General features: G+C 68.3%; 5 protein-coding genes. 1 reads left to right on the top strand and 4 read right to left on the bottom strand.

Features of this window, described 5'->3' with window-relative positions; all coding sequences use genetic code 11:
- The 4 genes from VFZ39_RS11690 to VFZ39_RS11675 all read right to left on the bottom strand — a co-directional run.
- Window positions 1–507 (bottom strand): NUDIX hydrolase (locus VFZ39_RS11690; protein ID WP_330865930.1); only part of this gene is annotated, 507 nt, incomplete at its 3' end.
- A 69-nt stretch (window positions 508–576) separates the two neighbouring features.
- A complete protein-coding gene (locus VFZ39_RS11685) occupies window positions 577–1,131 on the bottom strand; it encodes a DinB family protein (protein WP_330865929.1) in 555 nt (184 codons plus the stop codon).
- A gap of 76 nt (window positions 1,132–1,207) precedes the next feature.
- A complete protein-coding gene (locus VFZ39_RS11680; protein WP_330865928.1) occupies window positions 1,208–2,035 on the bottom strand; it encodes an ABC transporter permease in 828 nt (275 codons plus the stop codon).
- Entirely contained in the window at window positions 2,032–3,033 is a 1,002-nt protein-coding gene (locus tag VFZ39_RS11675; protein WP_330865927.1) for an ATP-binding cassette domain-containing protein, read from the bottom strand. The genes VFZ39_RS11680 and VFZ39_RS11675 overlap by 4 nt, the downstream gene beginning before the upstream one ends.
- Window positions 3,034–3,394: 361 nt before the next feature.
- On the opposite strand from VFZ39_RS11675, the gene ileS reads away from it, so the two are divergent.
- Window positions 3,395–5,505: isoleucine--tRNA ligase (ileS, locus tag VFZ39_RS11670; protein WP_330865926.1), on the top strand; the 2,111-nt coding region annotated here is incomplete at its 3' end.

Genomic DNA, 5,505 nt, shown 5'->3' with positions numbered 1-5,505 from the left:
CAGGCCCGCGGTGTCGGGCATGAACGAGCCCGGACCGTCACCAGGAGCCGAGTCGAGCGCGGCGACCAGCCGGTCGAGGGTCCACCAGTCGCCGGCAGCGACCTCCTCGGGCTGCAGCCGCAGCGGGCCGTCGTACGTCGTCGTGAAGCAGTAGCCCCAGTAGTCGGTGTGGTCGTCGGTGTAGCGGGCGACGTCGACCAGCTCCAGGACCGCGCCGGTGATGCCGAGCTCCTCGGCGAGCTCGCGAACCGCGGCGTGGTGCGGGTCCTCCCCGGCGTCGACCACGCCACCGGCAGCGAAGTCATAGCGGCCCGGGTACAGGTCCTTCGTGTCGGTCCGCCGGTGCACGTAGACGCGACCGTACGAGTCACGGACCACGACGGCGGTAGCGGCGTGCGTGAGGTTCTCGGCGCGCATCCGGGCTCGGTCGATGGTGCCGGCCGGGCGGCCGTGGTCGTCGTAGAGCTGCACGAGCTCCACGTCGCGGGGGAGGCCGGGGATGCACATGCCGGTCACGTTAGGCCGAGGGTGGCCCTGGTCGCTTCTCGATTCCTGACGCGAGGCCCGTCCGGGGAGTCACTGGCCCGTGCGGCCGTCGATGCACTCGCGCAGCAGGTCGGCGTGGCCACAGTGGCGGGCGTACTCCTCGACCATGTGGACCAGCACGGCACGCAGCTCGATCTCCTCATCGTGGAGGTCACCGAGCACGTCGAGATCGTGGGCCGCCACCCAGCTCTCGGCGTACGCCACCTCCTCGGCGAGGGCCGCGAACGCCTCGTCGACACCCTCCTGCGTCGGCTCGATGTCGGTGAAGTCCCCGTCGCGGTCCTCAGACTTGCCCCAGAGGCGGGGCAGCTCGAGGTGACGGTCCATCACCCGCCGGAACCAGCTCTGCTCCACGGCCGCCATGTGCCGCACGAGTCCGAGCAGGGTGAGGTTGGACGGCGGCACGCTCGCCGTCGCCATCTGCTCGGGCGTCAGCCCGTCGCACTTCATCACCAGCGTCTTGCGGTAGAAGTCGAGGTAGTCGAGGAGCGTGTCCCGCTCACCGCGGGTCGGCTCCTGGCTGCGCGGGTCGTCTTCCGGGTCCACCCACATGTCGGGGTACTTTCGCTGCGTCTTCTCGGTCACCGTCGTCACGGTAGTCCGCCGCCAAATCCATCACCCGGCGGCCCGATGTGATGATTTCGGCGGCGGACTATCGGGCTCACTTGGCGCTGCTGCGGCGGTACTGACGAACCGACAGCGGTGCGAAGACCACCACAATGGCGACAATCCACATCAGGCTGTAGACGACCGGGTTCTGCATCGCCCACGACTCGGGCACGGATGCCCCGGGCGCGATGTTCCCGAACAGCTCGCGGCACGCCTGCGTGACGGTCGACACCGGGTTCCACGCCACGAAGGTGGCCAGCACGCCCGAGAACGACTCCTGGGGGACGAACGCGTTGGACACGAACGTGAGCGGCATGATCACGATGAAGGAGGCGTTGTTGACGACCTCGACGCTCGGCACGATCAGCCCGACGAACGCCATGATCCAGCTGATGGCGTAGGCGAAGAGCAGCAGGAGCAGGAACCCCAGCACCGCATCCACGACTCCCTCGCGGATCCGCCAACCGACCACCAGCCCGGTCAGCGCCATGATCGCCAGTGAGATCACGTTGTAGGCGACGTCGGAGGTGGTGCGTCCGACCAGCACCGCGGAACGGGACATGGGCAGCGACTTGAACCGGTCGATGATGCCCTTCTGCATGTCGTCGGCCAGTCCGTAGCCGGTGAACGTGGCTCCGAACACCACCGTCTGGACGAAGATGCCAGGAACGAGGAACTCCTTGTAGTCGATGTTGCCCGGGACGTCGATCGCGCCGCCGAACACGTAGGCAAACAGGAGCACGAACATGATCGGCGAGATCAGGACGAACACCAGGATGTCCGGCACCCGCTTGATCTTGATCAGGTTCCGCTTGGCGACGACCCACCCGTCGGTGAGCGCGCGCATGGGACCTCGAGTGGGGATCACTGTCGTGCTCATGCCGGCACCTCCGCCTTCGTGGACCGCTTCGACTTCTGCCCGGCCTGGTCGGCTTCCTCGGCAGCCTCCGCATGGTGGCCGGTGAGGCTCATGAAGACGTCGTCGAGCGTGGGGCGGCGCAGGCCGATGTCGAGCACCTCGATCTGCTGGTCCTCGAATCCCCTCAGCACCCGCATCAGCGCCTGCTGACCCCCACTGACGGGTGCCGTGAGGCTGCGCAGGTTGTCGGAGTGGGTCCGCACCTCGCCGCTGGACACCTCGGCCAGCACCCGGCTGGCCGCGTCGCGGGAGCCTGCGTCGGTCAGGATGACCTCGACCCGCTCGCCGCCGGTCTGGGACTTGAGCTCGTCGGCCGTGCCGCGGGCGATCGCCCGGCCGTGGTCGATCACCACGATGTCGTCGGCGAGCCGGTCGGCCTCCTCGAGGTACTGGGTCGTGAGCAGCAGCGTCGCCCCGGACGAGACCAGCTCGCGGATCACCTGCCACATCTGTTGCCGGCTCCGGACGTCGAGCCCGGTGGTGGGCTCGTCGAGGATCAGCACCGGCGGCTCGGCGACCAGCGCGAGCGCCAGGTCGAGGCGCCGGCGCATGCCACCGGAGTAGGTCTTCGAGGGTCGGTCGGCCGCGTCGGCCAGGTCGAAGCGCTCCAGGAGCTCGCGGCCCCGGTCTCTGGCTCGCGCCTTCTTGAACCCGTAGAGCCGGCCGACCATCTCGAGGTTCTCGTAGCCGGTGAGGTGCTCGTCCACCGCGGCGTACTGCCCCGACAGCCCGATCCGAGCCCGCACCCCGGCCGGGTCGGCGAGGACGTCCACCCCCGCGACCTCCGCGCTACCGGCGTCGGGGTTGATCAGCGTCGCCAGCACCCGGACGGCGGTCGTCTTGCCAGCACCGTTGGGCCCGAGCAGCGCCAGGACCTGCCCCTCGGGAACCGTCAGGTCGAGCCCGCTGAGCGCCTCGACTGTCTTGTACTTCTTGACCAGGCCCGTGGCCCGGATCATCTCCCGCATGCTTCGCCCTCCCGTGATCGGTCATGCTCGACGTTACTGACTGCCACTGACAACCGAATTCATCGCGGGGCCGGGAGGGGATGAATCCGATTGGCGGGGGGCGGGCGTGGCGCCGTAGGCTCTGGGCACAGGCGTTGGAGCCGTCATCAGCGGCGAGCCTCCGGAAGAACCGGCCACCCGAACCGGGGTGGACCCCAGTAGAACCGGACGGGTAGGCCCGTCACAGCCGACAACGAGCGGTCGGTGGTCACGCGCCGGCAAGCGAGGTGGTACCGCGGGCCCCAGGGCTCGTCCTCGCGGTCACGGGAGGTTGCCGAGCAACCTCCTCAGCCGGCGAGAGAGAGAACCACCGATGTCCTACCCCAAGGTCGCCACCGGACAGTCCGGCGAGCACCACCACGTTCCCCCGAGCGCGAACTTCCCGGCGATCGAGGAGCGGGTGCTGGCGTACTGGAAGGCCGACGGCACCTTCGAGGCCAGCGTCGAGCAGCGCGAGACCGGTCCCGACGGTGAGAACGAGTTCGTCTTCTACGACGGCCCGCCGTTCGCCAACGGGCTGCCTCACTACGGCCACCTGCTCACCGGCTATGTCAAGGACCTGATCCCGCGCTACCGCACCATGCGCGGCAGCCGGGTCGAGCGGCGGTTCGGCTGGGACACGCACGGCCTGCCGGCCGAGCTGGAGGCGATGCGACTCAAGGGCATCAAGACCACCGAGGAGATCCACGAGCTCGGCATCGAGGAGTTCAACGAGCTCTGTCGCGCGAGCGTGCTGACCTACACCTCGGAGTGGCGCGACTACGTCACCCGCCAGGCGCGCTGGGTCGACTTCGAGAACGACTACAAGACCCTCGACCTCGACTACATGGAGTCGGTGATCTGGGCCTTCAAGCAGCTCTACGACAAGGGGCTCGCCTACGAGGGCTTCCGGGTCCTGCCCTACTGCTGGAACGACGAGACGCCGCTCTCGGCGCACGAGCTGCGGATGGACGAGGACGTCTACCAGGAGCGGCAGGACCCCGCCGTCACCATCGGCTGCCGGCTCGAGACCGGCGAGATCGCGTTGCTCTGGACGACGACCCCGTGGACGCTGCCGAGCAACCTCCTGATCATGGTCGGCGAGGACATCGACTACGTCGTCGTCGAGTCCGACCTCCCCACCGGTACGACGGAGCGGTACCTGATCGGGGAGGAGCGGCTCCCGACGTACCGGCGCGAGCTGGGGGAGGATGCGCCGGTCGTCGAGCGGCTCAAGGGTCGTGACCTGCTCGGCCGCTCGTACACGCCCCCGTTCACCTACTTCCAGGGTCGCGCGCACGCGCACCGGGTGGTGGAGGCGCCGTTCGTCACGACCGTCGACGGCACGGGGCTGGTCCACAGCGCCGGCGCGTTCGGCGAGGAGGACAAGCAGATCACCGACCGCGAGGGGATCGAGCTCGTGGTCGCGGTGGCGAAGGACGGCCGGTTCACGCCGCCGATCGACGAGTACGCCGGGATGCACGTCTTCGACGCCAACATCCCGATCGTCGAGCACCTCAAGAACGCGACGCGCGGGGAAGGCGAGACTGGCGCCGTCACCCCCGGCACGGTCCTGTTGCGGCGCGAGTCGTACCTGCACTCCTACCCGCACTGCTGGCGCTGCCGCGAGCCGCTGATCTACATGGCGGTGTCGTCGTGGTTCGTCAGCACGACCAAGATCCGCGACCGGATGCTGGAGATCAACCAGCAGATCCGTTGGGTTCCCGACCACGTCAAGGACGGCCAGTTCGGCAAGTGGCTCGAGAACACCCGCGACTGGTCGATCAGCCGCAACCGGTTCTGGGGCAGCCCGATCCCCGTCTGGCGCTCCGACGACCCGGCGTACCCGCGGATCGACGTGTACGGGTCCCTCGACGAGCTCGAGAAGGACTTCGGCGAGCTTGCGAGCCGAAGCGGCAAGCAGAGCGGAGTGCGGCCGGAGAACCTGCACCGGCCGTTCATCGACGAGCTGACCCGCCCGAACCCGGACGACCCGACCGGGACGTCGACGATGCGTCGGGTGACCGACGTCTTCGACTGCTGGTTCGAGTCGGGGTCGATGCCCTTCGCGCAGGTGCACTACCCGTTCGAGAACGCCGAGTGGTTCGAGCACCACTACCCGGGTGACTTCATCGTCGAGTACATCGGCCAGACCCGCGGCTGGTTCTACACGATGCACGTCCTCGCGACGGCGCTGTTCGACAAGCCGGCGTTCTCGACGTGTGTCAGCCACGGGATCGTGCTGGGCTCGGACGGCAACAAGATGTCGAAGAGCCTGCGCAACTACCCGAACGTCTACGAGGTGTTCGACCGCGACGGCGCGGACGCGATGCGCTGGTTCTTGATGTCGAGCCCGATCCTGCGCGGCGGCAACCTGATCGTCACCGAGCGCGGGATCCGCGAGTCCGTGCGCCAGGTGCTGATCCCGCTGTGGAACACGTGGTA

This window comes from Nocardioides sp., assembly GCF_036374615.1.
In the GTDB taxonomy this organism is placed as follows: Bacteria; Actinomycetota; Actinomycetes; order Propionibacteriales; family Nocardioidaceae; genus Nocardioides.
This window is presented reverse-complemented; position numbering and strand designations above follow the sequence as displayed.